At 67.1% G+C, this 20,022-nt stretch carries 10 protein-coding genes and 5 pseudogenes; 13 read left to right on the top strand and 2 right to left on the bottom strand.

Annotated elements, in window-relative coordinates; translation table 11 throughout:
• Positions 1-15: 15 nt before the first annotated feature.
• Positions 16-955: pseudogene (locus tag ACWDYF_RS27175) on the bottom strand (IS630 family transposase); the annotation flags it as partial.
• 441 nt (positions 956-1,396) lie between these two features.
• Here ACWDYF_RS27175 and ACWDYF_RS27170 point away from each other — a divergent pair.
• Entirely contained in the window at positions 1,397-2,320 is a 924-nt protein-coding gene (locus tag ACWDYF_RS27170; RefSeq protein WP_389467985.1) for a DMT family transporter, read from the top strand.
• A 221-nt stretch (positions 2,321-2,541) separates the two neighbouring features.
• Here ACWDYF_RS27170 and ACWDYF_RS27165 read toward each other — a convergent pair whose 3' ends face one another.
• Positions 2,542-3,924 carry an STM4012 family radical SAM protein gene (locus ACWDYF_RS27165; protein WP_389467983.1) on the bottom strand — a complete coding sequence of 461 codons (1,383 nt, stop codon included), beginning with the start codon at positions 3,922-3,924 and terminating at the stop codon, positions 2,542-2,544.
• Between the two features lie 269 nt (positions 3,925-4,193).
• Here ACWDYF_RS27165 and ACWDYF_RS27160 point away from each other — a divergent pair, with 269 nt between their 5' ends.
• The 12 genes and pseudogenes from ACWDYF_RS27160 to ACWDYF_RS27105 all read left to right on the top strand — a co-directional run.
• Positions 4,194-5,300: a DUF1152 domain-containing protein gene (locus tag ACWDYF_RS27160; RefSeq protein ID WP_389467980.1), complete on the top strand. Its 1,107-nt coding sequence runs from the start codon at positions 4,194-4,196 to the stop codon at positions 5,298-5,300.
• A gap of 636 nt (positions 5,301-5,936) precedes the next feature.
• Positions 5,937-6,098 carry a hypothetical protein gene (locus ACWDYF_RS27155; protein WP_389467977.1) on the top strand — a complete coding sequence of 54 codons (162 nt, stop codon included), beginning with the start codon at positions 5,937-5,939 and terminating at the stop codon, positions 6,096-6,098.
• Between the two features lie 551 nt (positions 6,099-6,649).
• Positions 6,650-7,114 (top strand): aldehyde dehydrogenase family protein, encoded by a 465-nt coding sequence (locus tag ACWDYF_RS27150; protein ID WP_389468359.1) that lies wholly within the window; start codon positions 6,650-6,652, stop codon positions 7,112-7,114.
• Positions 7,115-7,752: 638 nt separating this feature from the next.
• On the top strand, positions 7,753-8,124 hold the full coding sequence (locus ACWDYF_RS27145; RefSeq protein ID WP_389467973.1) for a hypothetical protein: 372 nt from the start codon (positions 7,753-7,755) through the stop codon (positions 8,122-8,124).
• 223 nt (positions 8,125-8,347) lie between these two features.
• Complete coding sequence (locus ACWDYF_RS27140; protein WP_389467968.1) at positions 8,348-10,207, top strand: FG-GAP-like repeat-containing protein; 1,860 nt, start codon at positions 8,348-8,350, stop codon at positions 10,205-10,207.
• A gap of 806 nt (positions 10,208-11,013) precedes the next feature.
• Complete coding sequence (locus ACWDYF_RS27135; protein WP_389467966.1) at positions 11,014-14,448, top strand: ALF repeat-containing protein; 3,435 nt, start codon at positions 11,014-11,016, stop codon at positions 14,446-14,448.
• Between the two features lie 29 nt (positions 14,449-14,477).
• A complete protein-coding gene (locus ACWDYF_RS27130) occupies positions 14,478-14,792 on the top strand; it encodes a hypothetical protein (protein ID WP_389467963.1) in 315 nt (104 codons plus the stop codon).
• A gap of 1,374 nt (positions 14,793-16,166) precedes the next feature.
• On the top strand, positions 16,167-16,331 hold the full coding sequence (locus ACWDYF_RS27125) for a hypothetical protein (protein WP_389467961.1): 165 nt from the start codon (positions 16,167-16,169) through the stop codon (positions 16,329-16,331).
• A 563-nt stretch (positions 16,332-16,894) separates the two neighbouring features.
• A pseudogene (locus ACWDYF_RS27120) lies at positions 16,895-17,573 on the top strand (MBL fold metallo-hydrolase); the annotation flags it as partial.
• Positions 17,574-17,585: 12 nt separating this feature from the next.
• Positions 17,586-17,875, top strand: a pseudogene (locus ACWDYF_RS27115) (transposase); the annotation flags it as partial.
• A gap of 474 nt (positions 17,876-18,349) precedes the next feature.
• Positions 18,350-18,448 (top strand): annotated as a pseudogene (locus ACWDYF_RS27110) (transposase); the annotation flags it as partial.
• A 53-nt stretch (positions 18,449-18,501) separates the two neighbouring features.
• A pseudogene (locus tag ACWDYF_RS27105) lies at positions 18,502-18,965 on the top strand (transposase); the annotation flags it as partial.
• Positions 18,966-20,022 lie beyond the last annotated feature (1,057 nt).

The raw sequence follows: 20,022 nt of genomic DNA, 5'->3' as shown, positions 1-20,022 counted from the left end.
TGTCGGCTTCGGTGATCAGGGGCTGATGGTCAGTCCTGTCTCGGTGAGGCAGCCGTCTATGAGGTGGCTGCGTACTGGATGTGGCGGAGACCGCGTCGGGTGGTCTGGACGAGGTGTTCGGGGGTGGTGAAGGCGACGTTGGAGAGCCAGCCGCGCCGCAGGAGGGACCAGATGCCTTCGACAGGGTTGAGGTCGGGTGCATAGGGCGGCAGGTAGTAGATGGTCAGCCAGTCCTGGGCTGCCGCCCATTCCCGGAGGTCAGCGGCCTTGTGGACGTTGAGATTGTCCCAGACCAGGACGATCGGGCCGCCGAGCTGCAGGTGTGCTGCGATCAGCGGGTCGCGGTAGTCGCGCCAGGAGAACCTCTTACGTCCGTCGCGGTTGCCGTCGTCGCGGCGAGGCCGGTAGATCAGCCTTGAGCGGTGACCGGGTTTGTAGCAGGTCAGCGCTGCGATGGAGATGCGTCTGCGGGCGCGGCCGCGGACCCGGACCACCGGGGTTCGACCGCGCTGTGACCAGGCTTTCGCCTGCGGCGGCGTCAGGGAGAAACCGGCTTCGTCCTCGAAGACGGGCCAGGCTCCACGGGCCGCCGCGAGTCTTCCGCGCAGGCCCAGGTCTCCTTCACCCGGCCGGCCACGGCTTCCTCGTCGCGTTCCAGGGCCCGGCGGCCGGGGACCTGGCAGGACCAGCCGTTGCGCACCAGCAGCTTGCGCACGCCCTGAAGGGTGCAGGTCAGGTGGACGCGTCGGCCGATCACGGTCTTGATCCGGCCCAGGGTCCAGCGCTGGTCCTCCCAGCCGTGCGCGGCCGGCCCCTTGGCCAGCTCCGCCTCCAGTTGCGCGAACTGCTTCTCGCTCAGTCTCGGCAACGACGCCGGCCCTTGCGACCGCAGAGCACGCGGCCCGCCCTCCGTCCACGGCCGCCACCGCTGCACCTGCCGGACACCGACGCCCAGGCCCTCGCCCGCCTCATCGACCAGGGACAGTGCTGGCACCGGCTCTGGAGCCACCTACGCACCCAGTACGGCGACCCCCCGTCCGATCACACGCCACCTAAGACCATCTCCCACGTGGTGAGGCGGACGAATCGCTCGTAGCAGCAGATGGTTGCAGCGTGAACGCCGCCCGCTGCCCGCTGCCCGCCGCCCGCCGCCCGCCGCTCCGAGCACGGAGCCGGACCGTCGGTGGTGTCCGACGTCGTCCGCCCCGCACCGCTGCTCGATCCGTCGGCAGGGCAGGAGTGGATAACTCCAAGCGGCAGCAGCAGAGTTGGTGGCTTCCCCCAATGGGGGCGGCCGCTGGACGCTGACTAGCGTCGGGGCCAGGAATCGCCGGGTGTGCCACCGAGGTGTGCTGTGCCACGGGCTCCTGCCCGGCTCTGCGGAATGAGAGTGAGTGTGACGAGCACAGCGGGCACGACGGACCGATGCGTGCGCGGCGGCGGAGTGGCGCCGGTGCTGACCGCCGCCTTCCTGTGGGGCACGGTCGGACCCGCGCAGATCCTGGCCGCGAGCAGCGCGTCTCCGGTGTCGATCGGCGGGTTCCGGATGCTTGTCGGCGGTCTCGTCCTGGGGCTGTTCACCGCACGACGGGCCGGCCTGCGTACCTTGGTGCGGCGGCGGACGCGCGGCTGGACGGCGGTGAGCATCCTGGTCACCGCGGCCTTCCAGGTGTGCTTCCTGGAGGCGGTGGCGCGCTGCGGCGCCGCCCTGGCGACCGCCGTCGCCTTCGGCACCGTACCGGTGGTGTCGGGGGTGTGCGGGCGCGTCCTGGCAGGTGAGCGGCTGAGCCGCGTGTGGGCGTGCGGGACCGCGTGCGCCGTCGGCGGCATCGCCCTGCTCCTCCTTCCGGCCCACGGACGGCCGACCGACACCGCGGGCGTCCTCCTCGCCATGGTGGCCGGGGCCAGCTTCGGGGTGTACATCGCGGCGACCAAGCAGCTGGGGGAACGCGGCGGGGACACCACTGCCGCCGCCCCGACAAGTGTGTTCGTGGCCGGTCTGCTGGTACTGCCGTGGGCCCTGGCCCACTCGGACGGGCTCGGCGAACCGCGGGCGCTGTTCCTGATCGGCTGGCTGGCCCTGGCCACGACCGCCCTGGGCTATCTCCTGTTCACCTGGGGGGTGACGCGGATCAGCGGGGCGACCGCCGGCACCCTCAGCCTGGCGGAGCCGCTGGTCGCCACCCTGCTCGGGGTGCTCCTGCTCGGGGAACGACTCGGTGCACCGGCGATCGTCGGCGCGGTGCTCCTGCTCGGCGGGCTCGTCCTGGTCTCCGTACCGGCCCGGTGGGGCCGTGCGGGTGAGGCGTCCCGGGAGTGACCGCGCCCACCTTCACCCGGCGACGGAAGGACGCTTCCCGCGCCGCCCGGACGGGGACGGCGCGGAATGCGTCAGGAGAGGGCGGACGCGGAAGGCCGTTCAGCGGCTCACCGGCAGCCGTTCAGCGACGCGCGACGCGCGACTTGCGACTCGCGGGTGGCGGGTGGCGGGTGGCGGGATCAGGATGTCCCGGCGTCCGGTCAACGCTTCCCGGTGTCCGGTCAGCGGTCCCGATAGGACGACATGGCCTCGTTCACCCGGTGGGAGAAGAACAGCGGGCCGATGGCGTCCGCCCACGCCATGCCCTCCAGGGTCAACCGCAGTCGCCCGCCGTCCTCCCGCACCCAGTCGCGCCCGGTGACGAGAGCGAACTGAGCGGGGAAGTCGTCCTGCGGGAGGCTGCCGAACAGGTCCGCGTAGCGGTCCACGCGAAGGCCGTCCGCCTCCAGCAGCATGCTCAGGATGTACATACGGCGCCGCTCGTCGTCGTCCATGCGGAACGACCACTGGGCGCGCCGGAAGTCGTCGGTCGGCGTGGCGATGTAGTCGTCGATGATGCGCCGGACCTCCGGCACGGCGACGGCGTAGTCGGTCGTGTAATGCAGGTCCGTCGTGAACGACCGGGCTCCTACGCCCAGTCCGACCATCCCGGCCTGCTGGTTGTACTCGCTGATGTTGCTGTCGTCCGCCCCGTCGACCGCCGCGGTGCCGATCCGGCTGAACACCCGCATGGACGTCTGCCGGTAGCCGGCGGCGAGCAGGTGGTCACGTCCGAAGCGGTACAGGCGCAACCGCTGCTCGTCCCAACTCTCCCCGCTGTTGTCGTGCTTGGCCATGAGACCGGTCAACGGCCGTACGTACAGGGGGTATAGGTAGATCTCCTCCGGTTCCCAGCTCAGCGCCGCGTCCAGGGACACCTGGAAGGACTGCTCCGTCTGGCCGTCGATGCCGTAGATGAGGTCGATGTTGAGGATGGGGAAGGCGGCCTCCTTCAGCCGGGAGAGCGCGGCGTCCACCTCCGCGCGCTTCTGCGGCCGTATCGCGGCTCGCGCCTCCTCCTCCACGAAACTCTGCACACCGATGCTGAGCCGGGTCGCGCCGCGCCGCGCGAGAAGCGCGATGCGGTCCGCGGTCGCGGTGGCGGGAGAGGTCTCGACCGACCACGGCACCGCCGCCAGATCCGCACCCATCACGTTCTCGCAGATGTCGCACAGCCGACGCAGCTCGTCGGCGGTGAGATACGTCGGAGTGCCACCGCCGAACGCGGCGAGGGTGAAGCGCGGTGAGCCGTTGGCGTCCAGCGCCTCCCGGGTCGCGGCCGCCTGCCGCTCCAGCGTGTCCAGGAAGCCGCGGGTCACGTCCTCGGGCGCCCCGGTGCGGGTGAAGAGGTTGCAGAAACCGCAACGCATCTCGCAGAAAGGGATGTGGACGTAGAGGGAGAGCGCGTCCAGCCGCTCACCGGCCCACACGTCGGTGAGGAGCGGCCGTTCCTCACCCAGCCGGTACGCCTTCTGGTGCGGGTAGGCGTACACGTACTGCTTGTACGGGGTCGTCGGCTCGTCGGGGGCGGAGCGGGAGATCCGGAGCGGTAACGAGGTTGCCACTTGAGCGATGCTTCCTTCCGGGGTCGAGATCGGGACCGGGATCGGGAGGCGATCCCGTCCGATGGTCGCGCCAAGTGACAGCATGCTCGACACAGGGTGACGGAATACATGAGGTGATCCACCGAAGTAATTGGCTTTTCCTTTACCGAAGTTGGCACCTTCAGCGCCTTGCCCGGAAACATCTGGCATGACATGGCGGGACCCCGTACGGACGGCAGGATCCGGGAATCCCTGGAATCCGCACGGCTGTTGAGATACGTATGTCGTCCATGAAGCGACTTCTGCTGGCCGCCGGCGGGGGCGGGGACGCCATCACGACAGCGATGGTGCACGCCGCCCTCCACGGCCCCGACGAACCCGCGCTGATCCTCACCTACGCCTGGGAGCGCCTGGTGGTCGATCCGGTCCCGGGCCCACGCCGACCGTCCGACTTCACCGGCACCGTCCCCGCAGGCCCTACGCTGCGCCTGGTCACCCCGGACTCCGCACCCCGGCCACCGGCCGGCTCGCTGCTGCCCCGTCTCGCCGCGGATCTGCGCACGGAACTGGGGCTGCTCGACCCGTACGGCGGGGCGGTGGGGCTCGCCCGGCAGATCACGGAGGCCGCCGCGTACTGCGGAACGGACCACGTCGACGTCGTGGACGTCGGGGGAGACGTCCTGGCCGACGGCACCGAGCCCACCCTGCGCAGCCCGCTCGGCGACGCACTCGCCCTCGCCGCCTGCGCGCACGCCTCGCTCTCCACCTCGGTGCACATCGCCGGGCCGGGGCTCGACTCGGAGGTCCCCGAAGCGGCCCTGCTGCCCACGCTCGGAGCACCGTTGCGCACCCTGACCGCCGCCGACACCCAGGTCGTGGAGCGCGTCTTCGACTGGCACCCGTCGGAGGCGAGCGCCCTGCTGGTCGCCGCGGCACGGGGCATCCGCGGGATCTGCGGAACACGCGACGCCCCCGAACCCGTCACCCTCACCGACGCCAGCCCCGGCGTCTACCGGCTCACCCTGACACGCGCCCTGCAACTCAACCCCCTGGCAAGGGCGTTGGCCGACACCACGGACCTCGACGCGGCAGAACGGGCCAGCCTCCAGGTGTGCGGCTTCTCCGAGATCGCCCGGGAACGCGCACGGGCGGCCGCCTCACACCAGGACACCCCCGCACTCCCTCCCCCCGACGGCAGCATCCCCCTCCCCGAGCGCTTCGCACACTGGGAGCAGTCGACCGCCCGCCGCGGAATCACCTACGTCACGACCCGCCGCATCACCGAGGAACTGGCGCTGCTCCCACCCCAGTCGGCAGAACTACGCGCCCACCTCCTCGCGACCTCCCCGCCCCGCCAGGCACCGCCGCTATGGCGGCTCTCCCCGACAGAGCGGTAAGACGACCGGCGGCTCCAGAAGCGGCGACGGTCCCGGCGCCGTGGGGGTCGCTGCCGGGCGGCGGTGTATGCCGTTGGGCGTGGTGGTGGACTGCGGGGAGGTGCCGTCGTCGTCCGCCCAGCCCCGGGCGAGGACGCGCCAGCTGGGTCATCGTCTGCAACTCCTGCGGACGATGCGGGGCCGAGGCGCCGCTTGCCATCCGATGCCGACCATCACCAGGCTCCTGTCACCTGATCTTGACCAGTATCGAGGAAGCGGTGGGAGCGGCTACGCAGTCGTCGATGCCGACGCGGGCCCCGGGATGAGGCGGTTCCGTTGCAGCCCCCGTCGGCATTCATCTCCGGAGAGGGGTGTGTCTCTTCCCCCCCAAAAAAAGAAAAAGGGGGAGACGCGAGTAGGGCCCTGGAAGGCGACATGCGCCGCTCGATCGGCGAACTGACCCGGCGGACCAGTCTGATTCCGCCGCCCTCGTGCGCTTGGCCCTCGTACGGCTCCTGCGCGAGCTGGGACTGGGATGGGACCTGCCCACGACCGCCGTGGCAGCGGGGATCGACACTCGGCCATGACGGCGAGCTTGTCGTCGCAGGGCTCGCCGCCCACCATGCGCACCATCGCGGCCAACCCGACGACGCAGCGATGCGCCCTCGGCTGCTGCGGCGGCTGGAGAGCGCGCACGACCCGCGCCAGGACCAGTACTTCGAGCTGCTCACCGCGATCAACCGCTGGTCCACCTCGCAGACCGTGTCGCCCGTGCTCAACTGGGCTGTCGCGGCCGCGCGCTCTCCGGGCTTCCCGTAGAGGCCACGCGCCGCTACCTCGGCCGCGCCAACGGACGACATGACAGTTCCTCCCGGAGCCCGCTGCCCTCACCTCGATCGCCACCGCAGCGAGCACCCGTGCCGAAAAACGCCGTCCCCCATCTTCTCGGACCCGGTCCCCTATGCCTCTGCTTTCGTCTGCCGCGACAAGGTCAGCGCTTCTGCCACGGGAAGTAGCAGTAGGGTGCTCGTGCAGGGACAGGGCGAGGAATGAGGGATGCCTCCGTCGCCCCGGTGTCACGGTGTCCGGAGTCGCCTACGACGTCGATACGGGTTGGGTCCGGCGGACGGCCACGGCGATCCGGGGCCTCGTCAGTGGTACAGGACTTCCCAGCCGAGGTCTGCCGGGGAAAAGGACTCTCTGGCGGGTCGCACGGCCCGCCCTCACGATGAGGGAATGACCAGCGCTTGGAGCGCCGACCACGGTTCGCGGCGCGGCCCCGGTTCCGTGACCGAGAGCTGTCTATTATGCGTGAGCACAATGAGCTGTACCTCGACGGCGCCTGACACGCCCCGCTCCAGGGATCGTTCCTGGAACTGGCGGATCCGGCGACCGTGGAGGTCACCGGGCGGGTGGTGCTGGGCCGCGAGGCCGACGTGAGCACCGCTGTCGCCGCCGCCGAGCGGGCGTTCGTCTCGTACTCGCAGACCAGCCCGCAGGAGTGCATCGAGCTCCTGGAGAGGATCCTGACCGAGTTCGACCGGCGGGCGGAGCATGGCGCATGCGGTCACTGCCGAACTCGGCGCCCCGCTGACGCTGGCCCGAGGCACATGTGCCCACCGAGCGGGTGCAGATCACCACGGCCATCGAGGTCCTCAGAACGTATGCCTTCACCGAGATGCGCGGGGAGACTGAGAGCCGCAAGGAAGCCATGGGGGGCGGCGGGGCTGATCACGCCGTGGAACTTCCCCGTCCTGCAGCCTACGGGCAAGACGGTCTCGGCGCTGGCCGCCGGATGCACCGTGGTCCTCAAATCGGCCCAGCTGACCCCGTAACTCCGCGGTCGTCCTGGCGGCGGAGGGCGCACATGGCCGCTGCGGCCTTGTCTGCGATCTCCGGCAGCAGAAGGCTGGCATAGCGGTCGAAGGCGAGACCGACGTCGAACCGGCCCGCACTGGCAGCCCTCACGTGCTCGGTTCGTCGATGTTCTGCGGCGCACGGGCGGTCACCTCGATGCCGGCGTAGGCGTCGCCGGACCGGGTGAGCAGGAGATCGAGGTTCAGGACCCTGGTGTCGCCGAGCCGGTAGCCGATCCCGGCGTCAGCCAGAACGCGGCGACAACGAACTCCGCACGCATTTGCAGGAGTTCGCGGCAACTAATGCGTGTCTGCCGCAGTGAGGGGGGTTCCTTGTGGAGCGTGGCCAGCAGCCTGTTCTGGCGGCATGACAGAAGTTCAAAGCCGTGACCCTCGGGTGAAAACATACAAGATCCTTACATATGATTTACTTACGTCATCGCTACGGGGCGACACGTGCCCCGTAGCTCTCCAGAAGTGAGGAAGAAGTGCCGAAAGCCTCTGCGCGCGCAGCACTTGGAGTCGGGCTGATCGCAGTTTGCGGGGGCTTCGTCTCCCTTACCGCCGCTCATGCGACACCCGCAGACGTCACCCCGGTGCCGGCAGCCTCCAGTCAGATGCCCCATCTTGTGGAAGACTTCTCCTACCCCGGCGCTGAGAAGATCCGGGCTGAACAGGGCATCACTCTCAAGCGTGGCGATGGGCACATCACGCTGACCGATTGTGCTGCTTCCTACGACATCATGGTCAAGTCCCGTACCGCGCAGAAGAACTATTGCTTCACGGTTCTCGGAAAGACTGGATTGCTGACTCTGGAACTGCCTGATGCCTTCGGTTTGTGGACGCAGCAGCACCCGGTTCAAGCCACATTGACTGCTGATGGGAAGAAGACCGTAGTTAAGGCTCCGGCCAATGACTACACCCCTATGGGTGAAGCAGGCGCCACGGGCGTGCCCTCCGTGCTGGTGGAACTGCGCGTTACCAGCTGACCCGCGCCTTGTTTCGGTAGCTCCGCCAGCTCTCCGGTACGTCTGCGAGTGCACAGAGTCAACGGTCAAAAGGTCAGCGCGTGCCGTCCTCTGACGGTGGCCCGGTGTCTCAGTGTACGAGGGACGGAGTCCGTCGCCGCGTGGCCTTCTGACCTCCCTTTTTGCGTGCTCTCGTCTGCTTATGGCGCCATGCGCGTGTTCCATCGTAATCATCAGGAATGTAATGTCTGCTAGAAGCAATCGTTTTGTATGGGGCTCTGCCTTGGGCGCCTCTGCTCTGCTGGCAAGTCTGTTCGTCGGCTTGCCAGCAGGTGCCGTGACAGGTCCCGAAGCGACCACGAATGACCTCGCTTTCACCGCCCGCCTGGACATCGGTGGCGGTCATCGCGCTTGCTCCGCTACCCTCGTAGATCCTCAATGGCTCGTGGCCTCGGCTGGATGTTTCACGGACGATCCCAACAGCATGCAGGTCAGCGCAGGCAAGCCCAAGTGGAAGACTATGGCCACCATCGGGCGTACCGATCTGACCGCTGCCGGTGGTCAAGTCCGTGAAGTCGTCGAGCTTGTGCCCCGAAGCGACCGGGACTTGGTTATGGCTCGGCTGGCGACGCCCGCTACCGGCATCACCCCTGTCGCAGTGTCTACCTCCGCACCAACTGCCGGTGAGGAGCTGAAGATCGCAGGGTTCGGCCGGACGAAGGCTCAGTGGGCGCCGAACAAGCTGCACACCGCCAGTTTCACGGTCGAATCCGTTGCCGAGACCACCCTCCTGACCAACGGCAAGAGCATCACGGACACGGCCTGCGCCGGCGATGCCGGCGGCCCAGTCGTCCGACAGGCGAACGGCAAAACTGAACTTGTGGCCCTCAGCAGCCAATCCTGGCAAGCAGGCTGTCTGGGGACCGACGAGAGCGAGACCCGCACCGCCGCGCTCGACACCCGCCTGGACGATCTCAACGCGTGGATCCAACAGGTCCGAAGTCTGCCGCAGCAGGCGCAGGTCACCGCCGGAGACTTCGACGGCGACGGCAAGGCCGACGTGGCCGCGCTTTACGACAATGGTAAGGACTCCCAGGGCCGCAGCGCTGCCAGCCTGTGGGTCTTCAGAAGTGATGGGACGGCGCTTCGCGCGCCGCGCGTCGTGTGGAACAGCGACAGCAGTTGGAACTGGAGCTCCAGCAAGCTCACCTCCGGTGACTACAACGGCGACGGCAAGACCGACATCGGTGTTCTGTACAACTACGGACAGACTGCTGACGGCATCAACCGGACCAAACTCTGGATCTTCACCAGCTCCGGCGATGGTGACTTCACAGAGCCAAAGATCGTCTGGGACAGCGGTAGCACCAGCTGGAACTGGGACTCCAGCAAGCTCACCTCCGGTGACTACAACGGCGACGGCAAGACCGACATCGGTGTCCTCTACAACTACGGACAGACCGGCGACGGCCGCAACCGCAGCGGCCTTTGGGCCTTCAACAGCACCGGCAACGGATTCCAGACACCGGTCAAGGTCTGGGACAGCGGAACGAACAGCTGGAACTGGAACGCCAGCAAGGTCGCATCCGGCGACTTCAACGGCGACGGAAAAATGGACATCGCTGTCCTTTACAACTACGGACAGGCCGCCGACGGCCGCAACCAGACCGGCCTGTGGTTCGCTGGTGGCGCCGACGGACTTGGCTCCCCCAAAAAGGTGTGGGACAGCGACACCAGCTGGAACTGGAACTCCAGCACCCTCACCACGGGCGACTACAACGGCGACGGCAAGACCGACATCGGCGTCCTCTACAACTACGGACAGGACGCCCAGGGCCGCAACCAGACCGGCCTGTGGACTATGGCCGGCACCGCTACAGGCGTCGCCGGGCCAAAAAGGGTCTGGGAGAGCGCCACCAGCTGGAACTGGAACTCCAGCCAGCCCGTCTCCGGCGACTTCAACGGCGACGGCAAGACCGACCTTGCTGTCTTCTACGACTACGGCAGAACAGCTGACGCCCGCGCTCGACACGGCCTATGGACCTTCATCAGCACCGGTGACACCATGACCGCCCCCCGTCTCGACTGGGACAGCGCCCTCTAATATTTCCCCCCCCGGATCAGAATTCATCAGGGGTATTTGGCCCCTCGTCTCGTAGGCGACAGAGGCATTAGCCGTTCCGGCAAACGAGTGTGCTGCCGCGGCGAGTCGGGGGATATCTTGCTGCAGCAATCAGGCGTCATAGCCGCGCGATGTCGAATCACGCGGCTATGACGCGGACTCCCCTCCTGGCCTACGGCGATGCAGGCATATTTCCGCCCTATGGCGGGTAGTTGAGGCTCCGCCTTGATCCATTATTTATTTGTCGACCGCTACCGGCGGCTGGTGCAACCATCTCAGCCCTAGGCGAGACCGCAGCAGCGGAAGCGCTGATGCCTCAGAGGGGCTTGTCGAGGATGGGGGCGACCATACCCTGAATCCGTCAGGATAATCTGACTAGGGTGGGCGCGTCACCGAGATTAGCCAGTCCATTGTGTTGCTTTGCCTGTGCGCAATAACTGTAATGATTCTCACGGGAATGCTATTTAGGGTACGGAAGGATGCGTCCCAAGAGAGTCCTGCGGCGATACGGCGCAAGACGAGTGCTCATCGATATTTTCGCAGTGAAGCGATTTTCGATTCGAGTTCTCCATCTAGATTTTCACCTCTTTGGGGGAAGGGCGCATGGGAGGGCTATCGCGCCCGGTGGGCCCCATTGCTTATTCCTTTGAGTTGATTTAGGAGGAGATAGAATGGCAAGAAGATCACGCAGTCTGCGGGGAGCGTGTGCCCTGCTATTGCCAGCCGCACTGACTGCAGGGCTCTTGGGTGCTATTCCAGCAGCCGCTTACACAGTGGATGAGAACGGTGTGCCTGTACTCTCCCCGCGGGAGCGGGTAGTCGACTACTGGACCAGCGGTGGCGCCGGTATCAAGTCCGCTGCGGAACATGCCCTTCTGGGGGATGACGATGCAATCCGTGAATTCTTGGATGAAGCACCTGTAATCCAGGATGACGACGATGCGGTGGATGCCAGTCGGCTGGTGAACGTGGGTGGGCCAGGGGTGCGTGCCGCCGCCAAAACTGCTCTGGCCGGCAGCTCGGAGGAGCTGCGTACTTTCCTGCGTACCGGTTGGCAGGCTCCGTTGAGGGACGATGAGAGCGTGGAGGTCTCTCGGATCATCAACTATGGCGGGCCGGGGGTGAAGGCCGCCGGGAAGAAGGCGTTGGAAGGGGACAGCTCGGCGCTGGAGGATTTTCTCAACAAGGGCCAGTACGAAGAGCGTGCCACTGATAACGAGGTCCTGGTCTCCAAGCTGATCACCTCAGGTGGCCCCAACGTGAAGGCGGCTGCCAAAGTCGCCTTGGCCGGCGGCCCGGAGGACGTCGAGGAATTTCTGGAGATCGGTCAGTTCACGGCTCGTGACCGGGATCAAGAACAGGCCACCATCCAGCAACTCGTCGACGAGGCCACTCAGGCCGGCGTCGAGGCCAAGGCAGCGACCGAGGCCGCGCAGGCAGATTCCGACAAGGCCGTGGCGGCTGCCGCCCTGGCACAGTTGGCGGCAGAGAAGGCCGCCAAGGAGACTCAGGCCGCCAAGAACGACTCCACCAAGGCTGCGTACAAGGCAAAGCAGGCAGCGGCAGCTGCACGAGCTGCCGCATCCGCCGCTCAGACGGCTATCAGCGCATCCAATGCCGCAAATCGCTCCGCCCGGATCGCGGCGCTGGCGGCCGCGCAGACTGCCAGCGCCGCCGCTCGTGCCGCCGATGCGGCCGAGGCTGCGTCGAACGCGGCCATCGCCGCCCGCAACGACAAGAACAGCGCCGCTGAGGCTAAGAAGCAGGCCCAAAATGCCCGCGCCGCCGCCAACCTGGCCAAGCAGTCCGGCGAAGCGGCCCTTCAGGCCGGCAACGCCTCGAAGGCGGCTGCCGCTGCGGCGGCCGCCTCGCGCAGTGCCGGAACCAACGCTGATAAGGCGGCCGATGCCGCCGACGCGGCCAGCGCCGCCGCTGACGCTGCCGGCGTCCACTCGGCCGAAGCCGCCGAAGCGGCTGCCGAGACCCGTCGCCACGCGGCTGAGGCCAACCGGGCGGCGGATGTCGCTGAATCGCTGGCCAACCGCTCAGCGGCAGCAGCGTTCGCTGCCCGCGACTACGCCAACTCCGCGGCTGACCACGCAAACAAGGCAGCAACTGCCGCCGATGACGCAGCAGCACATGCTGGCCAGGCAGCCGGTGCGGCTGCACAGGCGACCAAGAACGCGGCCGACGCGAAGGCAGCCGCCGACACTGCCACCGCCGCGGTCGCTTCGGCCAAGAAAGTCTTCGCTCTCGCCCGCGAGGCGGAATCAGAGGATCTCAAGACCCGCACCAACGCAGCCATCGAAGACGCCAGGACTCGAGCCGCTCAGGCCATCCAGGCCACCTCCGGTAGCGCTCAGACCGCCTACGACGCCCGTACCCTTGACGACACCGCACACCAACTGTCCACCCAGGCCAACAAGGCCGACGCCGACACCGCCGTCCTCGTGCCCCGCGGCCGGGTCCTGGCTGTGAAAGCCCTCAAGACCCGCGGCCCCTGGCTGCAGGACGCTGCGTCTCAGGCTCTGTCAGGTACTGACGACGACGTCATGGCCTACCTGCGTACCGGCTGGGACACTGCCGTCGCAAACGAGACCCGCGACGCCGTAGCAGACTTGAGCACCACCAGCCCCTACGCCAGCGTGCGCACCGCGGCAGCCGAGGCGCTTAAGGGCGACGCCAAGACCGTCACCGATTTCTACACGACCGGCCAGTACGACGTCGCCTGTGACGACCTCTCGGTCGCGGTGTCCAAACTCATCAACACAGGCGGCCCCAGCGTCAAGGAGGGCGCGAAGAAGGCCTTGGCCGACGGCAGCGGCAAAGCCCTGGCCGCTTTCCTTACCGTGGGCCAGTACGCCGCTCGCTCCACGGACGAGGCAGTTCAGGCATCCATCCTCGTCACCACCGCAGGTCCCGAGGTCCAGGCCGCCGCCAAGATCGCTTTGGCTGGAACGGTCGACGAACTGCACGACTTCATCCTCGTCGGCCGGTACATGGCTGACCGCAAGGACCAACTCGCCAGCACCCACGTCAATCAGGTACAACACCTGCTCGACGAGGGCGACGTGACCGCCGCACTCGCTCAACAGCACCGCTGGCTTGCTGCCGCCGCGGCAGCCCGCGCCAACAAGGCGGCAGCCGAAGCCCAACAGGCATCTGACGACGCCAACAAATCCGCCACCCAGGCAGCCGGCTACGCCCAGAACGCCAAAAACAGCGCCACCCAGGCCCAGGCCAGCGCTGATCGCGCCAGGCAGTCCGCCACCACAGCCCGCAACGCCGCGAACTCCGCCGACCAAGCCGCCGCAAACGCGACGGAGTCCGCGGCTCAGGCTCAGTTCTCCGCCACCTACGCCCGCAACTCAGCCGCATCTGCCAGAGAGTCGGCCGATCAAGCCAGGGCCGATGCCATAGAGGCAGGCAAGAGTAAGAATGAGGCGGACAAGGCAGCCGCTCAGGCATGGCAGCGCACCTACGACCTGCGCAAGCAGGAAGAAGAAGCCGTCCGCAAGGCGGCTGAGGAACAACGCAAGAAGGCCGCGGAGGAGCAGAATAAGCCCCGCTGCACCCCGCGCTTGTACAGGGATATCGACACCCAGTTCACCGCCTGCGTGGCCAGAGGAGGAACCTACGAAGCACCGGTCATCGACCCCACCCTCACCGCCATCTTCTGGAAGCTTTCCGGACTAGACGACATCAAGGAGTGCATCGCCAAACCAACCACAGGACAGTGTCTTACGGCGCTGGCGATGGTCCTTCCCCCCGGAAAGGCGTTGAAGGGCGCGGAACTGGCTGGGGTAGGTGTCAAAGCAGTCGTGGGAGCGACCCGCTTCAAACAGTACGACGGTCTCGTCGTTGATGCAGAGCACATTGCCGAGATGACCAAAAAGGGGGTTAAATTCAATCGGGAGGACGTTGTAGGTACCGTCAGGCTCTCTGACGGGAGCATAGCCTGGCTAGAAATAGGGAACGCGGACGCCGGTCTGAAACACGTACTGAATCACGCGGATGAATTCCTCGGAAAGGGTATTACGGAAGAAGAACTCCCGGGCTTCCTCATGAAGGCTATCACGGAGGGTGAAGTTGTGGCCTATCAAGGTAAGGGGAAGGGTCGCCCAATCTTTGAATTGACCTTCAAGGGTAAGACTCAGAGGGTCGCTGTTACGATTGGCGGAAACGGCTTCATAGTCGGGGCCAACCCGAGAAGCATCCCCTAGGAGGATCAGTGGAGAAGAGAGTGCGAGTTATGGCTGACTACGGATGCTATCCGCTGTGGCTCTTCGGAGAAGACCTGGGTGATACAGATCCGCGAGACGCCCGATTCGGCCTCTCCGACGAGCTGGTCAACCGGTTGGACACGTGGGCCGAGGTCTACGAGGGGATCCTGGTTTTCGACGATCCTGCCCGATCTGGCTTCCCGTCACCCGAAGCGAAGTCCCGATGGGTAAATGAGGGGCATGCGATTGCCGCTGATTTGGCCGCAGAACTGGGGCCCGACTGGACGGTTCGCTACTTCGACTATATCCAGGGAAGGGATTTGGACATCCAACTGGCAAAGTGAGGCGGCTGGTGCTGAAGCCGCCCGCAGTAGCCGTCCGGAATCACATGTCGAGAGTCTAATCACGCCTTCCTTGATGGGTCGCCAGCTTGCTGTCGACCCATCTTGCTCGGCGCCACCGATGAGGGGGCGGACGGCGTGGCCTGTACCGCCCCCGAGTGACGGTCGGGGCCCGAGCCGGAGGGGGTGTCACCACCAGGTGGTGACACCCCCTCCGGCTCGGCCGCTACCAGCGCATCACGAGGGTGGTCCACTCCGCGCGCTGCTCGTCGGACAGCTTGGCCGCCCGCCGCCGGGTGTTGTCGACCCACGGCACCCAGTTTGATCTCAGTCCCGTCCGGCAGTACCTCGACCGCCTTGCGCGGCACCCGCAGGTGTCCCTCCCGTTCGAAGTACTGCCGGGCAGCGGCCAGGTTCACAGCCCGGGCTACCTCCCGCCGCCTCACCGGCCGCGCCCCGCCGCGCTCTCGGCGGCGGGGGCGGGCTCCAGCCCGGGCGTCTCCGGACAACACCTCCGACCCGGTCTCCCGCAACCACCCCAGCGCCGCCGCGATCCCGCGCTGCCAGTACGCCCGCTCGGGGTCGATGACCCGCATCCCCACGAACGCGGCCACCCGTCGCAGGGGCGCGCTCGGTACTGAATCGCAGCACACCCCGGGCCGCCGCACTCACCCGCAACTGCGCTGTCGTCGACCTGGTCCTCGTCGTCAGGCTCCGGTCGACGAACTGGCGCTTGTCTTCCGAGAGTTCGCGGTCCTTCGCATTCGATCCTGTGGATAGCCCGCATCCGTGCTGCTCAACGGTCCCGGAGTGCGGCGCGGATCGTATCGGTGTGGGGCCGGATGCAGGCCTGCGTGGCTGTGTTCACAAGCTGCATCAGCAGTTGTACACGGGGTTTGGGAGGCCCCCGGATCCACGGTCGGGTGATGTTCATGAGTTTTGTCAGCGCAGGGGTACTTGCCAGGACAGCATAAGGGTGTTCCCGGTGAAAGGTCCTGGTCATGCCGCAGATGTCGAAGGCTGAGCTGTACGCGGCGTTCCGGCGAGACCACCGGGCCGGCATGACGATGCGGGCGCTGGAGCGCAAGTACAACGTCGCCTGACGGACGGTGCGTAAGGCTCTGAACTCCGCGTGGCCGGAGCCGCGGATGCCGTTGTCGCCGCGGCCGTCGGTGCTTGATCCGTACAAGGCGGTGATCGATGGGATTCTACGGTTAGACCTGGATGCGCCGCGCAAGCAGCGGCACACGGTGACCCGGCTCTTCCATCAGCTGGTCGAGGAACACGGCGCCGACGTGCCGTATCCGATGGTCAGACGCTATGTCGCCGAACGGAAGCCGCAGAACGCGGTGGAGGCGGTGCAAGGCGCCCGTCGAGGTGTTGGTCCCGCAGACCCATCTGCCCAGCATGGAGGCCGAAGTCGACTTCGGCGACGTGGCCGTGAGGCTCGCCGACGAGCTGGTGACCTGCTACCTGTTCGCCTTCCGCCTGTCGTATTCGGGCAAGGCCGTCCACCGCGTGCTCGCCTCTGCCGGCCAGTGAGCTTTCTTCGAGGGGTACGTGCACGCACTGCGGGTGCTGGGCGGGGTTCCGCGGGGCCGGGTCCGCCACGACTACCTCAAGGCCGCCGTCGCCCAGGTGTTGGGCCTGAGCCGGGCCCGGGTGGAAACTGACCGGTGGATTGCCTTCCGCTCCCACTTCGGCATCGAGAGTTTCTACTGCCGGCCCGGCATCGACGGCGCCCATGAGAAGGGGGTGTCCTGCTTCGGATCGTCCCTCTTGACCAGCTCATGACCTGCGATTTCGTCGGCGTCTTTGGAGGCGGGGCGAGACCGGTGCCCGCGCCGGACGCGGCCTCGCCAGCGGTCGGCTGACAGACCCCGCAGCTCAGCCACCGCTCCTGCCTTCGCCGATCGGCGGAACCACTTGCCACCGTACACTTGGCGGCTTTGGCTCGGTTCTCCGGACGGTTCACGGCGGTGGCTGGCTTCTTGCGTCTGCGGAAACATGGCAGTGGCCACGGAGAGCGCTAGGCCCCCACGACCTGCGGCGGGAGCGAGAGCACTATCGCCGAGTCCACCGAGTCCAGGGCAGCTGAACCGGGCATCGCCGCACGTAACGCTGCGGTGCGCGAGCGCCTCCCCTTCGATGACCGCCAGGACTTCGAGGACTCCAGGCGGGGCTACCTCGGAACCGCTGAGGACACCGAAGTGCGCGGCGGCGACGGTGGCAGCGTATGGGGGCTGGGGCGTACCGTTTCCCTGGCCGGGAGTGCCCTGAAACCGCGAGCCCCAGCCTGTGGCGGCAGAGCCGCCTGGTCGCTCAGTACGGCCTGTACGAGGTGGAAGAGAGCATCTACCAGGTGCGTGGTTTCGACCTGCCGAACGTGACCCTGGTGGAGGGCGACCGCGGGGTGTTTGTGATTGACCCGCTCATCAGTGCCGAGACAGCCGCGGCCGCACTGGCTCTGTACCGGCGCCACCGGAGCGAACGACCGGTGATCGCCCTGCTCTACACGCACAGCCACAGCCACATCGACCACTTCGGCGGTGCCCGAGGCGTGCTGAGTCAGGAGGACGTCGACGCCGGGGTGCCGGGCCGCCAACATGTACGGCGCGGCGCTGCCCAAGGTGGAGCGCGGGCAGATCGGTGCTGGCCTCGGCCAGACAACGTCCACCGGTGCTACCGGTCTGATCCCGCCCACGGTTGTACGTCACTCGTACCGGGCAGAGCCAGGCCGTAGACGGCATCCGGATGGTCTTCCACCTCACTCCCGGTACCGAGCCCATCGGGTCCCGGCGGGGCTCACGTCGGCGCAGGCCTGGCAAGCTCCGCGCCGACAAGGGCTCGACGACCGTCGTCTGCGGCAATGGCTGGCACAGCGAGGCATCCGGCACCGCATCGCCCTCAAGGGCGCCGAGTCCTCGCAGCGGCTCGGGCGGCACCGCTGGACCGTAGAACGGACCATGGCCTGGCTCGCCGGCTGCCAACGACTCCACCGCCGCTACGAACGCAAGGCCGAACACTTCCTCGCCTTCACCAGTATCGCCTGCACCCTCATCTGCTACCGCAGGATTGCCAAATGAGATGACTTCTGAAGGCCGGCCTCCTGGTCCGCGTGGGAGAGAGCGAGAACCGCAGGAGACGGTGGGCTCGGCGGCGCAGACCTGGCATGCAAGAGAGGTCACCTGCCCGAAGTCCCAGGTCGGCCCGAACTCCCCCTGCGTGGCCCACGGCCTCCATCATGAGCGGGTGGAGTGGGTGCAGGAGTTCACCCGCAAGCTGTGGGGCTGAAGTACCAGCCACTGCGCCGCCGGGCCGGCGTGGCGCAGTGCCGTTCCAGTAGAACGGTTCGCTCGAGGTGCCCTCTCTACGTCGTAAAGAAGCCGTTGCATTTCCTGATGCCACCCGCCTGGGTGTCGCTCGCCGGCGTAGGCAGCTCAGGTGCCGTCCTCCTGCCCGGCAGAACCAGCTGTCCCGCTTACGAGGGGTGCGGGGACGCCAGCGTCGGCCGGGTGCACCTTTAGGCCGTTTCCTTCGGATCATATGATCGTCGGTTGATGTGTGTCGTTACCGGGACGTCGTGGACGGACCTGCCCGGGCACTTCGGCTCGTGGAAGGGCGCCCACAACCGGCTGCGGAAGTGGGCCGCCGACGGCACCTGGGAGAAGGATTTCACCGCCCTACTCGCCCGGGCTGACGCCGAAGGGGATCTCGACCGGGTCGTCGCGGTCGACTCCACGACCTCGCCGCGGACAGCCGCTGTCGTCCGCTCGCCTTCGTGCTCACGCCGGGCCGGGGACGAGCCCGCGTTCACCGAGGTCATGGCCCGCTTGCGGGTTCCCGGCCGGTCGGCCGGCCCAGGACGACGCCGGAGGCGGTCCTGGCCGACAAGGCGTACTCGTCCCGGGCGATGCGGGCCCATCTGCGCCGACGCGGGATCCGGGCGGTGATCCCGCAGCCTTCCGACCAGATCGCCGGGCGCAAGAAGCGAGGCCGGTCCGCGGCCGCCCGCCAGCCTTCGAACGCGAGACCTACAAGCGGCGCAACACCGTCGAGCGGTGCATCGACAAGCTCAAGCAGTGGCGCGGCCTGGCCACTCGATACGCCAAGACCGCGATTGTCTACCTGGCCGGATTCCACCTCGCCGCCATCTTGATCTGGTCGGCAAGGTGATCCGGAAGAAACTGTCTAGGCCACCGTCGGCGTCCAGTACGGGACGACGGCCGGGATAGGCCTTGCGGCCTCCACGTCACGCTCGTCGAATTCACCGGCGAAGATCAGTACGATGTGGAAGAACTCCGCCTTCGGCGCGGCGGCGGTGGGCCAGCCGGCGAGGATGGCCTAGGTCATGGGGCTGCTGGTGACGGCATGTCCGGTCCGGGCATTCGCGGCGCCCTCTCGTTCGGTGACCGACGTTCCGTTACCGCAGCTGCTCCGTCAGACGGTGCCGGTCGTGGTGTTGGACGGCTTGCTCGGGAAAGGCGCGAGTCATGCAGTACAAGCGTGGCGGTCTGCCCGGAGTCTTTCACCGTACGCAGGTGCAGTTGCCGACCGCCAGCCTCAATGCTGCTCATCCGAAGGCCGGGGATCCCATGGGGGGTCGTCACTGCTTCCTGGTGCGGGAGCCGCTGGGAGTAGGCGGCTCAGACAGTGCTCGGGGAAGGAGCACCGCTTGTAGCCCAAGTATGCGTCGAGGTGCAGGGTGAGGGATGTAGCGGTGCTGCTGAGGGAGGCAATGCCGAAGGCGTGGGCACACAGTCCGGAAGGTTCCCAGTTGCTCAAGGACGAGGCTCTCCAGCCAAGTCGGCGCCAGTGAGGCCGCGGGCGCCGGATGGCTGGTGCGAAGGCCGGTGCGGCGGGACTGGCCACTGCACTCGGCCCAGTAGCGTAGTTTGCGGGACTCCCACGAGGAGTGGTTGCTCACGGCAGTGCCTTCCTGACGCGCCTCAGACCGATCCCAGCACGTCAACACCGACCAGTTGCTGGGTGTGGTTACGGTGGTACAGGCCGGTGCAATGCCACGCTCCTTGCGTTCCGGTACGCCGGATCGGGCGGTGGTCGGAACGGGGCCCGCCTCGGGCCAGTTCCGAGCAGCATCTAGTACAACCACGGTCAGGACGGACGACACCGTCACCGGTTCACTGGAACGGGTCCTGTGCCTCACGCCAGAGGAGGGAGGGGGTGCCGGGCACACCCAGGCCGTGGCTCAAAATGGGAACGGGCCGCCTGG

It is taken from the genome of Streptomyces sp. NPDC003284 (assembly GCF_053589675.1).
This window is presented reverse-complemented; position numbering and strand designations above follow the sequence as displayed.

What these genes read in the sequence shown, in the direction of transcription:
- ACWDYF_RS27155 (WP_389467977.1), top strand. Translation starts at nt 5,937, where the DNA reads ATGCGCCCTCGGCTGCTGCGGCGGCTGGAGAGCGCGCACGACCCGCGC.
- ACWDYF_RS27130 (WP_389467963.1), top strand. Translation starts at nt 14,478, where the DNA reads ATGGCTGACTACGGATGCTATCCGCTGTGGCTCTTCGGAGAAGACCTG.
- ACWDYF_RS27140 (WP_389467968.1), top strand. Translation starts at nt 8,348, where the DNA reads ATGTCTGCTAGAAGCAATCGTTTTGTATGGGGCTCTGCCTTGGGCGCC.
- ACWDYF_RS27145 (WP_389467973.1), top strand. Translation starts at nt 7,753, where the DNA reads ATGCCCCATCTTGTGGAAGACTTCTCCTACCCCGGCGCTGAGAAGATC.
- ACWDYF_RS27160 (WP_389467980.1), top strand. Translation starts at nt 4,194, where the DNA reads ATGAAGCGACTTCTGCTGGCCGCCGGCGGGGGCGGGGACGCCATCACG.